Consider the following 16,587-nt stretch of genomic DNA (forward strand, 5'->3'; position numbering starts at 1 on the left):
TGCCGTTGCTGTCGTCTCCCCGAGGCCATACCGGCGCCATGAGACATGCCACGTCTATTCAGGACGATTCACGCCAACAAGGAGGGCAAAGAATGACTATCTTTGAAGCACTGCAAGCCGATCATGACAAGCTGCGCACGCTGCTCGAGCAGTTGGTGAACACTCCCACCGGCAAGGAGCGTACCGATTGCTTTTGCCAGGCCAAGAGTCTGCTGATGAAACATCTCAACGCCAAGGAACGCGCCCTGTACGCCGCCATGCTGGAGTTCGACCTCACCCAGCGCAAGGCGCGCCAGTGCGTGGCGCAGCACCATGAGATCGATGAACTCGTCGAGGCACTGGACAGCGCCAACCTGCATAGCGATGAGTGGCTGGCCTCGGCCGAGCAGCTCAAGCACTGGGTGACCCGTGACCTGGATGATGAGGAACAGGAGGTGTTCGCCCTGGTCGGCAGCACGCTGAGCGAACAACAGCAGACTTCCATGGCCAAGCGCTATTTACGCGAAATGCAGGCCGAGCTCTAGACCGTCGCATTCCGCCCTGCGGCTTCAAGAACATTTGTATTGCCTACCCGGAGGTATTCATGAGCGACCCCGTATTTCTGATTACCGGCGCATCCAGCGGCATTGGCGCCGCCACTGCCCGGCAAGCCTCTCAGGCCGGCTATCGTGTCGCCCTGGCGGCACGCTCCACCGACAAGCTGAAAGCGCTGGTCGAAGAACTCGGGGGTACAGACCGCGCGCTTGGCGTGCCTTGCGACGTCACCGACATGGAGGCCCAGCAGACGATGGTGCGCCAAGTGCTCGATCACTTCGGCCAGATCGACGCGGTATTCGCCAACGCCGGTATGCCAGGCGCCCCCGGCGGTTTCAGCGAAGCGGACCCCGAGGTGTGGCGCAAGATGATCCTGACCAACGTCTATGGCGTTGGCCTGACCGTTCAGGCCACCCTGCCGGCCCTCAGGAAGAGCCGCGGGCACATGTTGCTGACCGGCTCCGCTGCCGGGCGCACGACGATTCCGGGCTCCATGTACAGCGCCACCAAGTGGGCGGTCTCGGGCATCGGTTACAACCTGCGCGAGGAACTGCGCGGCACCGGTATCCGCGTCACGCTGATCGAGCCAGGCATGGTCGATACCGCGTTCTTCGACGCACCGCCGGAAAATGCCCTGGTCGACGAGGATATCGCCCACGCAGTGATGTACGCTGTCTCCCAGCCGCGCCGGGTCGACGTCAATGAGATTCTGGTACGCCCCACGCCCAAGGAAGAATAGCGCTGCCCTCCGGAATGCCATGTCGATGGCATTCCGTTGCGGTCTGCGATCCAGCGATATCTTCTCAGCTAACAACAACGCCAGTGAGACTCTCATGAAAATTGAACGTCGTCAGTTCCTTACCGCTTCCACCGCCCTGCTCGCCACGGCCGCAGCTCCACGTCTGCTCGCCGCCGATTTTCCGCTGCGCCCTCAGCCCGAACGCTACCCTGACAGCGCCTGGGAGGTCATGGACGAGCGCTTCCGGGAGTTCTACCTCTTCAACACGCCGCTGGAGCGACACTGGTCGGGTGGCTTATGGGTAGAAGGCCCCGCCTGGAACGCCGTGGGCCGCTACGTCGTGTTCAGCGATATTCCGCGCGCCCGACAGATGCGCTGGGACGAAGCTACCGGCGAAACCAGCGTGCTGCGCGAAAAGGTCGGACATTCCAACGGCAACACTTTCGACCCATGGGGGCGACTGGTGGCCTGTGAGCATTCGCCTGCTCGGGTCGTGCGCTACGAGTGGGACGGCTCCACCAGCGTTCTCGCTGAGCAGTACCAGGGCCGCCCCCTCAACGCTCCCAACGACTTGGTGGCCCTGCCCGAGGGCGGCATCATATTCACCGACCCGGGGTATGGCGCCCATGCCGACTATGAAGGCAAGAAACGCCCTCTCGAACTCAAGCCTGCCGTCTACTACGTCGACGATACCCTGGAGGAGCCGCTGCTGCTGACGCAGGACATTTACAAGCCCAATGGCATCACGCTGGCGGCGGATGGCAAGACACTGTACATCAGCGATACCGCACCGTCGCACTTCCCTCAACAGCCCGCCAGGATCATACGCTGGACACTGGGCGAAGACGGCCGCTCACTGAACGACCGCCATGAGCTCGTCTCGAGTCACGACACCTCTTTCGACGGCCTGACCTGCGATGTTCAAGGCAACATCTGGAGCAGTGCTTCGGGTGGCGAAGGCATCGATGGTGTAGCGATTTTCTCCCCCAAGGGCGAGCTGCTCGGCCGTATACTGCTGCCCGAGGTCTGCTCCAACTTGTGCTTCATCGGCGAGGACCGCAACCGCCTGTTCATGACCGCCAGTCAATCGGTGTACACGCTGTATACCGGCGCCCGCGGCGTCTGAACCCTACGACCTACGCCGTAGTCCGCCTGCCCGGTTTTCATCGTGGAGCCGAACATTTTCATCAGCCCGACGTCGCCTCTTGCCGTCGGGCTCGGCATTCGTAAGGTAAGGCAGACACGAATTGCCAGCCGCTAACCACACAGGTGCGAGATATGGACCGCCAGACATTCTTCGAACAGTTGTGGAACGACTACGTCGCCATGACGCCGCAGGCGCAGCATATCCATGATGCCTTCGTCAGCGAAGGCGAAACCATCGTCAACGATCATGTGGCCTTTCGAACCTTCGACCGAGGCCCCATCACCCTCGAGTCGCTCGAGCCGCACCTGCTGGCGCTGGGTTACACCCGCTTCGCCCCCTACGATTTCAAGGAAAAGAAACTGCGCGCCTACGGCTACCTTCCGCCCGAGGCGGACCAGCCACGGGTGTTCCTTTCCGAGCTCAAGTGCGACGAGCTCTCGGCAAGCGCTCGCGCCATCATCGATAATCTGGTCGCTCAGGTCGATCCGCAGCGCATGATGAAAGCCGACGTGCTATGGGCCGGACGCCTGTGGGACGCGCCGAGCTACGAGGACTACCAGGCCTTGATGGCGGAGAGCGAGTACGCCGCCTGGTTGTCGATCATCGGCCTGCGTACCAACCACTTCACCATCAGCGTCAACCACTTCCAGACCTATGACAGCATCGAGAAGGTGTTAGCCAAGGTGGAATCGCTGGGACTGGGCATCAATGAGTCGGGCGGACGCGTCAAGGGCTCTCCCGAGGTGATGCTGGAGCAGGGCTCGACGCTGGCCGATCGCCAGCCGTTCACGTTCGCCGACGGCCAGGTCAAGGAGATTGCCACCTGCTACTACGAGTTCGCCAAGCGCTACCGCGATCAGAATGGCGAACTCTATCAGGGATTCGTCGCCGCCAGCGCCGACAAGATATTCGAGTCGACCTACGACCAGGGCTCGGCCGATTCAGGTGCGGCACGCTGACATGCTGGATGACTGGCTGGCGCTAACGCTGGAGGATGCAACGCCCGCGCGTCGGGGCCGCGTGCCGGGAGGCCATTACGCCCTGCGGGCACCGGGCATTCTCGAGCTGATCCCCGAGCGGCCCACCGAACATGCCCGCGCCTGCGTAATTTCCATCGGTATTCATGGCAACGAGACGGCCCCCATCGAACTGGTCGGCGAACTGCTCGCGCGTCTCGAAGCGGGCCTGATCCGCCTGGGTGCCCCCGTGCTGGTCATTCTGGGCAATCCCCCCGCGTTGCGGGCCGGCAAGCGCTTTTGCGAAACCAACCTCAACCGACTCTTCCGGCGTGAACCGAACGCCACTGACGCCCCCCCAGGCGATGAGCCGGCGCGTGCCCGCGAGCTGATGGCGGCGGTCGATGCCTTCTACGCCGGGCAACAGCTGCCGCGTCTGCATTACGACCTGCATACCGCCATTCGCGACAGCCGCTATCCGCGCTTCGCCGTGGAGCCGTTCGCAGCAACCGCCACCGAGTCCGAACAATGGTGCTGGCTGGCCGCTGCCGACATGCAGGCAGTGCTTCATCAACACCAGCCCAGCTGGACATTCTCCCACTATTCCAAGCATTATCACGCAGCCCAAGCGTTTACGCTGGAGCTCGGCAAGGTGCAACCCTTCGGCGATAACGATCTTACCGCGCTGCGCCCGATGAGCCGACTGCTGGCAGCCCTGATCGAAGGTCGACGGCCTCCCGAGGCTGCGCCCGAATCCCTGACTTTCTTTCGGGTCGCCGTCGAGTTGATGCGTGAAGCCGAAGATTTCCGGCTGTGCTTCGCCGACGACACGCCGAACTTCACCGAATTTCCCGTCGGCACCCGGCTGGCCGAGGACGCGCAGGCCGGCGACTTCATCGTCCGGGAAGCCCCGCTTGCGGTCGTCTTTCCCAATGCCCAGGTGGAACTCGGCGCGCGTGCGGCCCTGCTGGTCAGACCCAGCACGCCACCTCCACCCACTCCCCCAGGGGAGAACTGATACCGCCCAGTCCACTCCGAGAAACACCTCAAAGCGGCGGGAAGCCGACATAACGACAATAACCGAAGGATGTCTCTATGCAGTTCCTGGCACACATTTTAGACCAAAGTCGTATAATGACAGATAGCACGGACTCTGGTTGGCTCGTCCTGGCCTGATAGAATCGCCCCTTTTTCGCGCCAGCGACGTCAGGCTTGAACGAGACGGAACGAGTAAGCTCCGCAATGCCAAGCCTTGTCCCCATCCACGTCTGGAGCCATTCAATGGCCGATACGCCTATTCCTCTCGAAGTGCGCGATCTCAAGAAGCGCTTCGGTAACCACGAAGTCCTCAAGGGCCTGTCTCTCAAGGCCCATCAAGGCGACGTCATCACGCTGATCGGCGCCTCGGGGTCCGGTAAAAGTACCTTTCTGCGCTGCATGAATCTGCTCGAGCAGCCCGACGAAGGCGAGTTGCTGGTACATGGCGAAGCGATACGCTTCAAGCAGACCCGGCATGGCCGCGAGCCCGCCGACTGGAAACAGGTGGAGCGTATCCGCGCCAAGCTGTCGATGGTGTTCCAGAACTTCAATCTCTGGGCTCACATGACCCTGCTCGAGAATGTCACCGAGGCGCCCATTCATGTTCTCGGCAAGTCGCGCAGGGAGGCCATCGATCACGGTCGCGCCCTGCTCGACAGGGTCGGCCTGCTGGAGCGCGCCGACTACTACCCGATGCAGATGTCCGGTGGCCAGCAGCAGCGTGGCGCCATTGCCCGCGCCTTGGCCATGGAGCCGGAAGTGATGCTATTCGACGAGCCCACCTCCGCCCTCGACCCGGAGCTGGTCGGTGACGTGCTGCGCGTCATGCATGACTTGGCAGAGGAAGGACGCACCATGGTGGTAGTGACCCACGAAATGAGCTTCGCCCGCGACGTCTCCAGCCAGGTGATCTATCTCCATCAAGGCGTGATCGAGGAAATGGGGCCCCCCAAAGAAGTACTCCTCGCGCCCAAGTCGGACCGTCTCAAACAGTTCCTGGCACCCAAGTACTGAGCCATCCGACAGGAGAAATCCCACATGATCGACCTGCATGGCTACGGCCCCCGCCTGCTCGAAGGCGCCTGGGTGACGCTCGAATTGGCAGTGCTCTCCCTACTGGTGTCGCTGATACTCGGCCTGCTTACGGCCAGCGCCAAGATGTCGCGCAACTGGTTATTGCATTGTATCGGCACGCTTTACACCACCATCATCCGCGGTGTGCCGGATCTGGTGCTGATGCTGTTACTGTTCTTCGGCGGCCAGATGGGCATCAATGCCGTTACCGATGTGCTCTACAATCAGTTCGGCGTGGATATTTTTATCAATATCAATGAGTTCATTGCCGGTGTGGTGACCATCGGCCTGATCTTCGGTGCCTACATGGGTGAGACCTTTCGCGGTGCCTTCCTGGCCGTGGACAGCAACCAGATCGAGGCCGGGCGCGCCTATGGCATGTCCGACTGGCTGGTGTTCCGGCGTATTCGCTTCCCGTTGATGATGCGCCATGCCCTGCCCGGGCTTTCCAACAACTGGATGGTGCTGCTCAAGACTACCGCCCTGGTCTCGGTGATCGGCCTGACCGATATGGTGCGTGTGGCTGCCGAAGCCTCCAAGGCCACCCACGAGCCCTTCACTTTCCTGATTCCGGTAGCGGTGATCTACCTGCTGATTGCCAGCGTGTCCGAGTGGGGCTTCTCGCGCCTGCAGAAACGCTACAACGTTGGCTTCGGGGGGGAGCAGCAATGGAACAACTAAGCGCCCTGCAGGCCTGGTTCACCGACCTGCTCGCGGGCAACGTGATCTTCACCGCGCAGACCCTGGGCTACTACTGGGACGGCTTGGTCACCACCGTGCATCTGGTCTTCCTGTCGCTGGTCATCGGCCTGGTGATGGCGGTGCCGCTGGCCATCGCCCGGGGATCGCGGCGCAAGTGGATCAAGTGGCCCATCTTTTTCTATACCTATGTGTTTCGCGGCACGCCGCTGCTGATTCAGCTCTATCTCATCTACTACGGCGTGGTGTTCATCGACGACATTCAGGATACCTGGTTATGGCTGGTGCTGGAAAAGCCATTCTACCCGGCGCTGATTGCCTTCACGCTGAATACCGCGGCCTACACCACGGAAATCTTCCATGGCGCGATCAAGGCGACGGCCAAGGGCGAGATCGAGGCGGCCCGCGCCTATGGTATGTCGCGACGCCTGATGATGCGTCGGATCATTCTGCCCAGCGCGTTTCGCCGAGCGCTGCCGGCCTATGGCAACGAAGTGATCTTCATGTTGCACGCCAGCGCCATTGCCAGCGTGGTCACGATCATGGATCTCACCGGGGCGGCGCGCTTCGTTTATGCACGCTACTATGCGCCTTTCGATGCATTCCTGTTCGTCGCGCTCATCTACCTGTGCCTGACGTTTGCCATTCTCTATCTGTTCCGTTTTCTGGAGAAGCGCTTGCTGGCGCATCTCAGAAGCGCCTGACGGCACATAAATTAGAGCGCGTGCCCCACGGAGAAGGGCTCCCCCCTTCCGGTAGGACGCGCTCTGCGCTAACGTGTCCAGGTCAACTTCAGCATCGCGGCGGATGTCAATGCCTACTTCGCCGACTCCATCAGGGAAACCATCACAATGAAAAAGCTACTTTCCATCACGCTGCTCGGTGCGGCGATCCTTGCCGGCGGCGCTCAGGCTCAGGACTCGCTACGCATCGGCGTCGATGTCCCCTACGAGCCCATGGAATACCGCACTCCCGAGGGCGAGCTGACCGGCTTCGATATCGAACTGGGCAATGCCCTCTGCGCCGAGATCGGCGCCGAGTGCGAATGGGTGGTGCAGGCGTGGGACGGCATCATTCCCGGCCTGATGGCACGCAAGTACAATGCCATCATGTCGTCGATGACCATCAATGAGGAACGTCGGCAGACGGTGCTATTCTCCGACCCCTACTTCAGCCCGCCCTCCGCCTGGTTCGTGCCCACCGACAGCGCTATCGAGGCGCCTTACAAGGAAACGCTCGAGGGCAAGACCATCGGCGTGCAGCGCGGCACCCTGCAGGACAACTACGTGACCGACATGTTCGGCGACGTGGCCGACATCAGCCGCTATACCACCGCTGACGATCTGGTGCTCGACATGGACTCGGGCCGTGTGGACATTGCCTTCCTCGATTTCCCGGTCGGCAAATCCACTCTGCTCGACAGCCAGCAGGGCAATTACAAGACAGTGGGCTCGATGATCACCGAGCCCAAGAAGTATTTCGGCGAGGGGTTCGGGATCGCCTTTCGCAAGCGTGACCAGGAACTGGCCGAAAAATTCAACCAGGCCCTGGCGACGCTGAAGGATAACGGCACCTACGACGAGATCTATCAGAAGTACTTCGGCAACGACAATCGCAAGTAAGCACCACTCCGCCATCATGCACGCCCCCATCCGGGGGCGTGTTGCGTTTACCTCCCCGCCGCACCTTGCCCGTATTGCCGTGTCAGCCGCGCTTGTCTATCGTTATCGTATGTTTTTAAAGGAAATTGGCCATGGGTGAAATGTCATTCGCATAAGTTGGCGTATTTCATCACTCCTCGAGGCCATGATTCATACTGGAGACGCAAGCCCGCAGCCTGCCAGGGGGTTATCCAAGCGCCATCCGCGCCTCTGGGGAATCCCGCCAATGCCGTGGTTCTGCCTGTGCACGTAGCGCTCAGGCCGCTGCCGTCAAGCCTTGCGGTATCGCGGAACAGAATATGCCGCCCACTGTCGATGGCAGCATGCACGAGTCCCGCTTTGTTATTTTTCTTGGAGCCTTTGCTTATGATTCGGACGTTTCAGCTTAACGGAAACACCATTCAGGACGTCACGGATAAGGAACGGGCTCTCTCGGATAGCCTGGCCAGCGCGACATGGATCGATGCCAACGAGCCCAGTGAAGAGGAGCGCGAACTGCTCAATGCCTTTCTGGCCGATGAGCTTCCGGCGTCCCAGGATGTCGAGGAGATCGAATCGTCGGCACGTTATTTCGTCGACGCCGATGGCATTCACGTGCACTCGCTGTTCCTCTCCCAAAGCGAGGGACGCCACGGCACCAGCACCGTAGCGTTCATTCTCCAGCCCGAACGGTTGATCAGCTTTCGCGATTGCGACCTGGCCGATTTCCGCCTGCTGCGCATGCGCGCCCGCAACGGCCAAGTCGAGGCCGGCTCGGCACAGGAACTGCTGCTGACCATCTTCGATCAGAAAGTGGAAAATCTCGCCGATACCCTGGAAGACATTCACCGCAAGCTCGAAGACGTCAGCCATCTGGTGCTCGAGGATGAGGACGCCGATCTGGAAGACGCCGTAGATCAGCTCGCCAAGCTGGAGGATAGCAATGGCAAGATCCGGCTATGTCTGATGGACACCCAGCGCTCGGTCTCCTTCCTGATGCGCAATCTGCGCGGCAGCAGCGAGTTACAGGATATCGCCCGCGAAGTGATGCGTGACGTCGAAACCCTGATGACCCACACCACCTTTCTGTTCGACAAGATCAACTTCCTGATGGATTCCACCCAGGGGTTCATCAACATCCAGCAGAACCAGATCATCAAGATTTTCTCGATCGCCGCAGTGGTCTTTCTACCGCCGACGCTGGTGGCCAGTATCTATGGCATGAACTTCGAACACATGCCTGAACTCTCCTGGCCGTTGGGCTACCCCTTCGCTCTAGGTCTGATGGTAGCCGCCGGAGTCTCGCCCTATCTGTATTTCAAGCACAAGAATTGGCTGTAGGGATGCATGCCACTAGGCGCCGCGTTGACGTAACGCCCAGTGCATGAAATTGAGTATCCAACGTGCCATCAACTGATCGTCGACGCCCGCGTTGAGTGAAGTCAGGCCTTCGCGCACGCGATTATCGGGAAGGCTATCGCGGCGCAGGTTGATCAGATCTGCCGAGTAGGCCCGGGTGAACTCCGGATGTCCCTGGATACCCAAAAAGGTCTCGCCAACTTGAATCAGATAGAACGGACAGAAATCGCTCTCGGCAAGTACATTAGCGCCTTGGGGCAGGCGCAGCACTTGGTCCTGATGACTGACCACCAAATCCAGCCCCTCCTGCCAGGGCTCCATCCACTCGGCTCGGCTGACGAGACGATTGAACGACATGCCGACTCCCCAGCCTCGTGCACATTTGACCACTTCCCCGCCCAGCGCCCGAGCGATGAGCTGATGGCCGAAGCAGACCCCTACCAGCGGTTTGCGGGCGGCCCAGAGCTGCCGCACGAAGCCGCACAGCGCCTCGATCCAGGCATCGCCGTCATTGACTCCGAACTTGGAGCCGCTGATGACCCAGGCATCCACGGTGTCGACCTGCGTCGGAATATCTCCTGCATGACAGCGCCAGACGCAAAACTCCAGCGTCGGGTCGAGCGCAGTGAACATTCGTTCGAACATTTCAGGGTAGTTGCCATGGCGAGACTGCAGCTCTTCAGCCACATCGTCGCACTGCAGCAGGCCGATCTGCATGCTTTGTTTCTCCTTGAATCCTGAGCGGGAAGACACCTTGCGCATGGACCGGACATGAACACCGACAAAGCCTCATGTCCAACGGTATTTACAACACGTTTCTACGACATCACGACATAACGATACATATCGAGGGTATAGAACCGCCAAAACGATTCTTATAATAGGTTAACCCTTAAGGTAAGGGTATCGAGACTCAACGCCGCAAAGGCCGAACCCAGCAACTGCCCTTTCAGGCTCTCTTTATTAAACTTAGGATAAGGGGTAGCCGATAAACAAATAGTACGACGCGAATAGACAGATACGGCCTGCGCCGGTGCAGTTTCTTCGCCCTTAGGTGTCAGGGGATTTATGGAAAGCATCAATACGATTTATGGCTGGACAGTGCTCGGGGCCGGTTGCCTCATTCTCGAATTCCTGATCCGGCGATACAACCTCCTCGTCCTGGGCGTCTGTGCCCTGCTGGTGGCCTTACTGGCCCTTCAGAATGTGCCTTTCTCTCTCCAGGTGGCCAGTTTTGCCGGCAGCAGCCTGATCCTGTTGGCACTGCCCATGATTCGGCGCCGCCTTTTGCAACGGCGCAGATCAGCCCGACTTCCCCCCCCGACAAGCGGAGCCGGCGAGAGCGTGATCGTGTCGCGCCGCCAGAGCGACGGGACGCTGGGCGTCATCCATCACGCCACCTGGCGCCCCATCTGGCTGATCGATCCTCAGGATCCCCCCCTGCGCCCCGGCGAGAACGTTTACCTGGTCGAGGTCCGCAAACGCATTGCCCTGGTCAGCCGGGTCAAGTGCCGGCCATAAGTCCGGCATATCCGCTCTTACAGCTGGCGCAGCTCTCGTGACGTTCGTGATGTCTCGAGTCGCACTACCTGAGCCGCCGGCATCAGAAACGCCCGCGTCGCACGCCACAGTACCAACAGCATCAACAGTGGCAGCAGCAGCGTCTCCAGCACATAAACCACCAGCAGTTGGATGAAACGCTCCACCATTCCGTCGGAGAACTGACGCACGCTGAGTGCCATATCAGCGGTCTGGTCCTGCATATCACGCAACCAAGTGATCAGCCCAGCCTCGTCGTCTCCTTCGGTGGCGACATCCGCCGCCTGCAGTTCCGCCGTCGCCAGGTTCAGCTCCTGCTGAGCCGACTGCCGACGCTCTTCGAGTACCGCATCCGAGATCACGCTGACACCGAGAATCGCCAGCGGAACCGCGATACGCACCATGATCAGCAGCATCAAGGAGGCACGTGCCAGGATCATCAGGCGCAGCGACCATCCTCCAGGCAGCGCTAGCGCCAGCATCAGAGCCGCGATCAGCACACTGCCGAGTAGCGTCACGCCGATGACCTGGCCGAGCTCCATCAGCACCGATTGAATGCCGATCGACGCCATGGATATCACCATGACATCGGAATAGCGCTCTGCCATGTCCTGCAGCGGTTTGAACACCTGACCCGGCTTGACCGACACCCCACCCACGAAGGGCAGGCTGATCTCGGCCTCCGATACCAGGGCGACGCCGCGGTCGATCAGCCGTGCCGACGCGTAAGAGGCCGAAGCGAGCAGCAGCGAGCGTTTGAGCGTGCCCTCTGCCACCTGCTCGGCGGGCGCTACCGCCGGCCCCACCACGCGCTGCTCGAGAAACCCGCTGGCGCAGGCCACCAGCGCCATGCCCAGCACGACGCCCAGCGCAAGGCGCTTGCGAGCGCCCCACTCTACTGGCCCGCGGGAAGACGCCAGCTCCGCCGTTTGCCCGGCATCCTGCGTCCCGGCATCCTGCGTCCCGGCATCGGCCATGGTCCGCTTCGTTCGCCATGCCGCCAACCATGATGTGCTTGGCATGATCGCGCTGCCCACCAGCATCATCACCTGCCAGAAGTTCTGCAGCGGCAAGCCAAGCCAGCGCAATGCCGCCGCGATCCCCACGGCAATCCCCAACAACAGGGCGTAACTGAGCCATGGCCAGGTAAAAACGAACAGGAAGCCTGTTAGATAGGCGGCATCAAGCAGCAGAGTCGGGGCGAAAAGGGCACGAGTAGGCATGATGGCTCTCGGAGAGGCGGTGGATTGGGCAGTCTGGCAAAACTGATCGGCAAAGGCGATACACATTCCCTACGCACCGACGCAAGCTTTTCTTTACATACGGTCACACTAAGCCGGACAGCCTACCTTCCTGACAGCTAATGGCGCATGTGCTAGGTTTTTTAATTAGTGGTTGTTTATCTGCCTTTCGAAGTCGAAAAAACAATAAACATACGCCCATACAAGCGCTAGTACCGGGCATGCCCAGGCGACACGTGCCAAGGAGAAACGTCGTGAATGAAACGCTTAAAGATCCTTCACGCCGAAATTTCGTGAAGGGCTCGCTGCTGGTTATCCCTTCCGTCACCCTGACGGCAAGAGCGGTGTTTGCTCAGTCCAAGACGCCCGATATCTCCCTTGCCGACTACCAACCGGAATTCTTCTCGCCACAGGAGTGGCGGTTCGTTCTCGCCGCCTGCGACCGGTTGATCCCCTCCGACGATACCGGCCCCGGCGCCCTGGAAACCAACGTGCCGGTATTCATCGATCGTGAACTTCAGGGTGACTATGGCAAGGCAGCGGACTGGTACATGCAAGGCCCTTTCGTGACCGATGCATCAGCGGCACAAGGCTATCAGCTGCCCTTTACTCCCGCCGAACTCTACCAGCACGGCATCCGGGCCACCGAGCGCTACTGCCAGGCCGAGCATGGCCAGTCCTTCGCCGCCCTGGATACCGTTCAGCGTGACGCCATTCTGGCCGATCTGGAAAGCGACAGCATTGATTTCGCCCAGTACGACGAGCCCACCCTGCCCGCCGGCATCTTCTTCGAATTTCTGCTGACCAATACCAAGGAAGGCTACTTCGCGGACCCGATCCATGGCGGCAACAAGCATATGGCGGCATGGAAGATGCTCGGATTTCCCGGCGCCCGCGCCAACTTCCTGGAGTGGGTGCCTCAACATGGAGTCGAATATCCGTTGGGACCGGTCAGCCTTTCCGGCGAGCGCGGCTAGCCCGACGGCTCGATGCCCCAGGCACCTCAATCGGTGCCAACCATCCAGATGTCTTGCCGAGAGACCGCGTCAGACGGTTCCGGCTTCCTGCCTTACAAGGAGAGAACCATGGCAGACCTGAAACGCGCCACGCGCAAGGAGCCTGTCGATGTCGTCATTATCGGGCTCGGGTGGACAGGTGCCATCATGGGCATGGAACTGACCGATGCCGGACTTAACGTTCTCGCCCTGGAGCGGGGCCCGGATCGTACCAATGAAGATTTTGCCTATCCCAAGCCCGCCGATGAGCTGACCTACGGAGTACGTCTGAAGCTTCTGCAACGTCCCTCCCAATCGGCGCTGACCATTCGCAACGGCATGAACGACATGGCGCTTCCTCAACGCCGCTGGCAGTCGTTCCACCCAGGCGATGGGGTGGGTGGAGCAGGCGTGCACTGGACCGGCGTGCTGTATCGCGCAACACCGGTCGAGCTGGAGCTAAAGAGTTTCGCGAATGAGCGTTTCGAGCCGGGATTCCTGCCTGAAGACATGACCATCCAGGACTACGGGGTCAGCTACGACGAACTGGAACCGCACTACGACTTTTTCGAGAAAGTCTGCGGCCTTTCGGGACAGGCCGGCAACCTGCGCGGTGAAATTCAGCCGGGCGGCAATCCCTTCGAGGGGCCGCGTCAGAATCCGTTTCCCTTGCCTCCTCTACCGCGCACACATGCCGATGCGCTGTTCACCGAGGCGACCCGCAACCTTGGCTGGCACCCGTATCCCTACCCTTCCGCCAACGTCTCCCAGGCGTGGACCAACCCCTACGGCATGCAGCTCGGCCCGTGCAATTTCTGCGGCTACTGCAGCAACTACGGTTGCCTCAACTATTCGAAGGCATCGCCACAATGCTGCATCCTGGACCGTCTCAAGCAGCGCGAGAACTTCAATTACCGCGCCAACTGTGAAGTCCGCCGCATCGTTACCGACTCGACGGGCAGAAAAGCCACCGGCGTGCTCTATGTGGACAAGGACGGCAACGAAATCCTTCAGCCCGCGGAGATGGTTGTGCTTGCCGCCTTCCCGTTGACCAATGTCTGGTTGCTACTGATGTCGAAACTCGGCAAGCCCTACGATCCCACCAGCAATACCGGTGTGGTGGGACGCAACTTCTCCTACCAGGTGACCGGTTCCATGGACATGTATTTCGAGGACAAGCACTTCAATCCTTTCGTCCATGCCGGCGGCAGCGGACAAGTCATCGACGACTTCAGCCCGGACACTTTCGATACCGCCAAGCACGGCTTCTTCGGCGGCTCCTACATCTACACGACCCAGGGCCCGGCCGGAGCGATTTCGGGTGTTCGGGTCCCCCCCGACACACCGGCGTGGGGCAGCGAATGGAAGAAGCAGGCCAAGGCTCACTATGGTCATCACATGATGCTCGGCACCACCGGCACCAACATGTCGTACCGGGACTGCTATCTCGACCTGGACCCCAACTACACGGACCCGCATGGCGATCCGCTGCTGCGCATGACTTACGACTTCCACGACAATGACCTGCGCATGACGGCTTTCATGGGCGAGCGCATGCGCGAGATCGTCAAGGAACTGAACCCCACCTATCACACCGAGAGTATCTATGGCGGTGGCGATCACTATGACGCCACCCGCTACCAGTCCACCCATCTGGTGGGCGGCGCAGTGATGGGCACCGACCCCTCGACTTCGGTACTCAATCGTTATCTTCAGCACTGGGATGTCCCCAACCTGTTCGTGATGGGCGCCAGCGCCTTTCCCCAGAACATGCAACACAACCCCACCGGTACCGTTGCCGCACTAACCTACTGGTCGGCCAAGGCGATTCGCGAGCAATATCTCAAAGACCCGCGACCATTGGTTCAGGCATAGGGAGACGATAATGAAACACACCATCGTGTCCGTGGGATTGCTGGGGATCGGGGCGGGGCTGCTCCAGGCGCCAACCTGGGCAGCGGATCAAGCACTGATCGATCGGGGGGAATACCTGGCACGCGCAGGGGATTGCATCGCCTGCCACACGGCACCGGACGGCGAGCCCTATGCCGGAGGCCTGTCGCTGCTCAGCCCCTTCGGCAATATCTATTCCACCAACATCACGCCCGACAAGCAGGCGGGAATCGGCGACTATTCGCGGGAGGATTTCGCCAAGGCCCTGCGCCAAGGCAAGCGCAAGGATGGCGCCAATCTCTACCCGGCCATGCCCTATCCTTCCTATGCAAAGCTCAGCGACGAGGATGTCGACGCGTTGTATGCCTATTTCATGGAAGGCGTCGAACCGGTCAGCGAACAGCCGCCGCAGACGGATCTCAGTTGGCCGTTCAGCATGCGTTGGGGGCTATCGCTCTGGAACTGGGCCTTCGCACCGGATGCCGAGCCCTTCACGCCGAGGGAGGATTGGGACGAGGAGCTTAACCGAGGCGCGTATCTGGTACAGGGGCTGGGCCACTGCGGGAGCTGTCACACACCACGAGGGATACTCTATCAACTCAAAGGCTTCAACGGTACGGACGAGGATTACCTGAGGGGTGCCGAGCTGGAAGGCTGGCTGGCACCGAGCCTGCGCGGCGGGGTGAGCGATACGGAAGGCCGCGAAAAGATCCATGGCGTCGAAGACTGGTCAGTGACGGAACTGGTCGACTATCTCGGCACGGGGCGTAACGCCTATAGCGCCGCCACCGGCGAAATGGCACCCGTCATTGAGCACAGTCTCGCTTACCTCAGCGATGACGACTTGAATGCCATGGCACGCTACCTCAAGTCGTTGGCTGCTGACAGCGTACAGCCTGTTACTGCCTCCAACGCGCCCGACGACTCGACCCAACCGCCACCCATGACCGCCGCCGTGGACGACGCGCCCAGGACATCGACGGAAAGGACACTCGAAACCGCCAAGGTCGCAGTGGATTCCGGGGAACGGCTGTATCTGGACAACTGCAACGCCTGCCACTTCACCGATGGCCGCGGTGCCTCACGGGTTTTCCCGCAGCTCAATGGCAATCCCATGCTCAATGCCGACAATCCCACGGCGCTGATTCATGTGATTCTGGCCGGCGCGAAGATGCCCTCGACACAGCGCGCGCCCATGACCATCCCCATGCCCGGCTTCGCCTGGCGGCTCGATGATGACGAAGTGGCCCGTCTGGCGACCTTCCTGCGGAGTGCCTGGGACAATGACGCTGACGAAGTCAGTGCCGATCAGGTGGCGGAAGTCCGCAGCGAGCTGGAAGGCCCAGTGATCGGCGAGCCCAACTGGTAGGTAGCGCCGATGGCCCCGAAAGGGGCCACACGGCTCAGGCATTGAATGCGCTAACCGTGCGTTCCGCGCCCGGTCTTGTCCTGAAGCTCGTCGATGCGTTTGGAGGCTTCGGCCTTGGTCAGGTTTTCGTCGAACTCGACCCCGGCCTCCTCGCACAGCGTCTGTAGATAGGATTTCTGGGCACCGGTCATGGCCTCGTCACCGGTCGTCCAGCTTTCCGGATCCTTCTGCAGGTTGCTGTTGTCCGTCTCGGGCTCATTCTTGGGATGATCCGTCATCGTTACCTCCCGGATTACTCGTGGGCATATCGAGCACGACATCAGCGTGATCGCACCGTGTTAAACTGGATAAAAATATAGACCAC

General features: G+C 60.5%; 17 protein-coding genes. 14 read left to right on the forward strand and 3 right to left on the reverse strand.

The genetic code is table 11. The features are described from left to right. Window positions 1–92 precede the first annotated feature (92 nt). From ACW4DH_RS09595 to corA, 10 genes are all read left to right on the forward strand, one after another. A complete protein-coding gene (locus tag ACW4DH_RS09595; RefSeq protein WP_459636170.1) occupies window positions 93–524 on the forward strand; it encodes a hemerythrin domain-containing protein in 432 nt (143 codons plus the stop codon). Window positions 525–583: 59 nt separating this feature from the next. Next, window positions 584–1,273, forward strand: a complete 690-nt coding sequence (locus ACW4DH_RS09600; protein ID WP_459636171.1) for an SDR family oxidoreductase — start codon at window positions 584–586, stop codon at window positions 1,271–1,273. 94 nt (window positions 1,274–1,367) lie between these two features. Continuing rightward, window positions 1,368–2,399 (forward strand): SMP-30/gluconolactonase/LRE family protein, encoded by a 1,032-nt coding sequence (locus ACW4DH_RS09605; RefSeq protein ID WP_459636172.1) that lies wholly within the window; start codon window positions 1,368–1,370, stop codon window positions 2,397–2,399. Between the two features lie 152 nt (window positions 2,400–2,551). Beyond that, the gene (locus tag ACW4DH_RS09610) at window positions 2,552–3,379 is read left to right on the forward strand and encodes a 2-oxoadipate dioxygenase/decarboxylase family protein (RefSeq protein WP_459636173.1); all 828 of its coding nucleotides are present in this window, start codon (window positions 2,552–2,554) and stop codon (window positions 3,377–3,379) included. A gap of 1 nt (window position 3,380) precedes the next feature. Next, window positions 3,381–4,394: a succinylglutamate desuccinylase gene (astE, locus tag ACW4DH_RS09615; protein WP_459636174.1), complete on the forward strand. Its 1,014-nt coding sequence runs from the start codon at window positions 3,381–3,383 to the stop codon at window positions 4,392–4,394. A gap of 263 nt (window positions 4,395–4,657) precedes the next feature. Beyond that, window positions 4,658–5,428: an ABC transporter ATP-binding protein gene (locus tag ACW4DH_RS09620; protein WP_459636175.1), complete on the forward strand. Its 771-nt coding sequence runs from the start codon at window positions 4,658–4,660 to the stop codon at window positions 5,426–5,428. A gap of 24 nt (window positions 5,429–5,452) precedes the next feature. Further along, window positions 5,453–6,169: an ABC transporter permease gene (locus ACW4DH_RS09625; RefSeq protein ID WP_459636176.1), complete on the forward strand. Its 717-nt coding sequence runs from the start codon at window positions 5,453–5,455 to the stop codon at window positions 6,167–6,169. Continuing rightward, a complete protein-coding gene (locus tag ACW4DH_RS09630; RefSeq protein WP_459636177.1) occupies window positions 6,157–6,891 on the forward strand; it encodes an ABC transporter permease in 735 nt (244 codons plus the stop codon). The genes ACW4DH_RS09625 and ACW4DH_RS09630 overlap by 13 nt, the downstream gene beginning before the upstream one ends. Window positions 6,892–7,038: 147 nt before the next feature. Next, a complete protein-coding gene (locus ACW4DH_RS09635) occupies window positions 7,039–7,809 on the forward strand; it encodes an ABC transporter substrate-binding protein (protein WP_459636178.1) in 771 nt (256 codons plus the stop codon). Window positions 7,810–8,214: 405 nt separating this feature from the next. Then, window positions 8,215–9,168, forward strand: coding sequence for a magnesium/cobalt transporter CorA (corA, locus tag ACW4DH_RS09640; RefSeq protein ID WP_459636179.1), 954 nt, complete (start codon window positions 8,215–8,217; stop codon window positions 9,166–9,168). Window positions 9,169–9,180: 12 nt separating this feature from the next. Here corA and ACW4DH_RS09645 read toward each other — a convergent pair whose 3' ends face one another. Beyond that, window positions 9,181–9,903: a glutamine amidotransferase-related protein gene (locus ACW4DH_RS09645; protein WP_459636180.1), complete on the reverse strand. Its 723-nt coding sequence runs from the start codon at window positions 9,901–9,903 to the stop codon at window positions 9,181–9,183. Between the two features lie 351 nt (window positions 9,904–10,254). Between ACW4DH_RS09645 and ACW4DH_RS09650 the strand changes: the two genes are divergently transcribed. Beyond that, window positions 10,255–10,707 (forward strand): hypothetical protein, encoded by a 453-nt coding sequence (locus ACW4DH_RS09650; protein ID WP_459636181.1) that lies wholly within the window; start codon window positions 10,255–10,257, stop codon window positions 10,705–10,707. Window positions 10,708–10,724: 17 nt separating this feature from the next. Here the strand turns inward: ACW4DH_RS09650 and ACW4DH_RS09655 are convergent, their stop codons facing one another. Next, the gene (locus tag ACW4DH_RS09655; RefSeq protein WP_459636182.1) at window positions 10,725–11,948 is read right to left on the reverse strand and encodes a hypothetical protein; all 1,224 of its coding nucleotides are present in this window, start codon (window positions 11,946–11,948) and stop codon (window positions 10,725–10,727) included. 272 nt (window positions 11,949–12,220) lie between these two features. On the opposite strand from ACW4DH_RS09655, the gene ACW4DH_RS09660 reads away from it, so the two are divergent. The 3 genes from ACW4DH_RS09660 (at window position 12,221) to ACW4DH_RS09670 (ending at window position 16,223) form a co-directional block, all read left to right on the forward strand. Next, window positions 12,221–12,943, forward strand: a complete 723-nt coding sequence (locus tag ACW4DH_RS09660; RefSeq protein ID WP_459636183.1) for a gluconate 2-dehydrogenase subunit 3 family protein — start codon at window positions 12,221–12,223, stop codon at window positions 12,941–12,943. A gap of 108 nt (window positions 12,944–13,051) precedes the next feature. Beyond that, the gene (locus tag ACW4DH_RS09665; RefSeq protein ID WP_459636184.1) at window positions 13,052–14,836 is read left to right on the forward strand and encodes a GMC family oxidoreductase; all 1,785 of its coding nucleotides are present in this window, start codon (window positions 13,052–13,054) and stop codon (window positions 14,834–14,836) included. Between the two features lie 10 nt (window positions 14,837–14,846). Beyond that, window positions 14,847–16,223 carry a cytochrome c gene (locus ACW4DH_RS09670; protein WP_459636185.1) on the forward strand — a complete coding sequence of 459 codons (1,377 nt, stop codon included), beginning with the start codon at window positions 14,847–14,849 and terminating at the stop codon, window positions 16,221–16,223. Between the two features lie 50 nt (window positions 16,224–16,273). Here the strand turns inward: ACW4DH_RS09670 and ACW4DH_RS09675 are convergent, their stop codons facing one another. Then, window positions 16,274–16,501 carry a DUF3072 domain-containing protein gene (locus tag ACW4DH_RS09675; protein ID WP_459636186.1) on the reverse strand — a complete coding sequence of 76 codons (228 nt, stop codon included), beginning with the start codon at window positions 16,499–16,501 and terminating at the stop codon, window positions 16,274–16,276. Window positions 16,502–16,587: the final 86 nt, after the last annotated feature.

This window comes from Halomonas sp. WWR20 (assembly GCF_054602495.1).